Genomic DNA, 1,847 nt, shown 5'->3' with positions numbered 1-1,847 from the left:
TCTCACCGCGGCCGGCCCCGCCGACGATGTCGCGACGCGGCGCGCTGGGGATGGTGGGCCTGGGATCCGCGGCCCTGCTGGTCGTCACGGCCGGGCAGAGCATCGGCGGGCCACTGCGCCGCGTCGCGCTGCTGGCCCCGCACGGCGGCCCGAACCCTGGCTCGGGTCCAGGCGGCTTCCAGATCAACAAGACGGCGGCCGACGTCGGCATCCGGGCCCGTGACATCGGGCCGGAGTGGCGATTGACCGTGCGCGCCGGCACCCGGCAGATCGTCCTCACCCGAGCCCAGGTCCTGGCTTTGCCACAACACGGAGCCTCACTGCCGATCGCGTGCGTGGAGGGGTGGTCCACCGACGACCAGGAGTGGTCCGGCGTGCGGCTTGTTGACCTGGCCGCGCTCGTCGGCCTGCACACCAGCCCGCCGGGCGTCGCGGTGGAATCCGTACAGCGTGGCGGCGCCTTCCGGTCAACGGTGTTGCGGGACAACCAGGTCCGCGACTCCCGGTCGCTGCTGGCACTGCGGGTCAACGGCGCCGATCTCACCCCGGACCACGGCTACCCCGCCCGCATCATCGTCCCCGCCAACCCCGGCGTGCACAACACCAAATGGGTCACCCGCCTCACCTTCGGGAGCACCCTGTGAAAAGCGTCCGCGCCCGCTACGGCGCCTCCCCCCTGCACCTGCTGCTCATCCTGTGCTCCTTCGCCCTCACCGCATACGCAGGGACCCGACTCCTCGAAGGTGACACCCTCCGCATCGTGATCTGGTTCGTGGGAGCGGCCCTCATCCACGATCTGGTGCTGCTCCCCCTGTACACCGTCACCGACCGTGCGACACAAGCCCTTCTGGGCTCCCGCGGCGGTTCCGGGAAACACCACCGCACCCCCAAGCAGTGGATCAACTACCTGCGCGTGCCGACCTTCGTCGCACTGCTCCTGCTGATCACCTGGTACCCCCTGATCCTCAACAAGGTCCTCGGCTATCACCTAGCTACGGGCCTGCCCTCCGACGTATTCCTCGGCCGCTGGCTGCTCATCACCGCCGCACTCTTCGCCGCCTCAGCCCTCTGCCTGATTACCTCCATGTGGCGCCAACGCACCCCGCGCCCCCAGCCACCGATGCAGCCCGGTCCTGGCGCACCGCCAACTGGCTCTCCATCTGCCGGACCAGGTCCTCAACCTCCACCTGGGCACAAGGCACCGGATGACGAAGCCTGAAACGGTGTGACCACGTCTGGCCGCGTCGAGCGTGTCAGAACAGCGTGACCGGGCAGGTCCGTAGGCCCAGAAGGCCGATGTACGTGTTTCGTAAGGATCCAAAGCCCGGAATGTCGGTTTCTGCTTCGTAGGGTGAGGAGCGTGACCAACCCACCGACACCGCCCGTCGACGTCGTACTGCCGTGCCTGGACGAGGCCGGCGCCCTGCCCTGGGTGCTGGAGCGCATTCCGCCCGGATGGCGGGCGATCGTCGTCGACAACGGCTCGACCGACGGCTCCGCCGTCCTGGCCGCCTCCCTCGGCGCGACGGTGGTCCGCGAGCCGGTCCGGGGCTTCGGCGCCGCCTGCCACGCCGGACTGCTCGCCGCGACCGCCGACATCGTCTGCTTCTGCGACTGCGACGCCTCGCTCGACCCCGCCCTGCTGCCGTCCGTCGCGGACCCGGTGCTGCGGGGTGATCTCGACCTGGTGCTCGGCCGCCGCAGGCCGACCGCCCGTGGCGCCTGGCCGCCGCACGCCCGGCTCGCCAACCTCGAACTGGCCCGGCGCATCCGCCGCCGCACCGGTCTGCGGCTGCACGACCTCGGCCCGATGCGGGCCGCCCGGCGGACCGCGCTGCTCGGCCTGG

The 1,847-nt window shown here is 70.9% G+C and carries 3 protein-coding genes; all 3 read left to right on the top strand.

Going from position 1 to position 1,847, the window contains the following annotated elements; all coding sequences use genetic code 11:
- The coding region (locus O3W51_RS47860) for a molybdopterin-dependent oxidoreductase (protein ID WP_269290365.1) at positions 1-644 on the top strand (644 nt) is incomplete at its 5' end.
- Complete coding sequence (locus O3W51_RS47855) at positions 641-1,219, top strand: hypothetical protein (RefSeq protein ID WP_269290363.1); 579 nt, start codon at positions 641-643, stop codon at positions 1,217-1,219. The genes O3W51_RS47860 and O3W51_RS47855, both read left to right, overlap by 4 nt.
- 132 nt (positions 1,220-1,351) lie before the next feature.
- Positions 1,352-1,847, top strand: a 496-nt coding sequence (locus tag O3W51_RS47850; protein ID WP_269290361.1) for a glycosyltransferase family 2 protein, incomplete at its 3' end; no start/stop codon positions are given.

Origin of the sequence: Streptomyces sp. H39-C1 (assembly GCF_027158125.1) — a bacterium.
Taxonomy (GTDB): Bacteria; Actinomycetota; Actinomycetes; order Streptomycetales; family Streptomycetaceae; genus Actinacidiphila; species Actinacidiphila fildesensis.
Note: the sequence above shows the minus strand (reverse complement) of the source record. Positions and strands in the feature narration are given on the sequence as shown.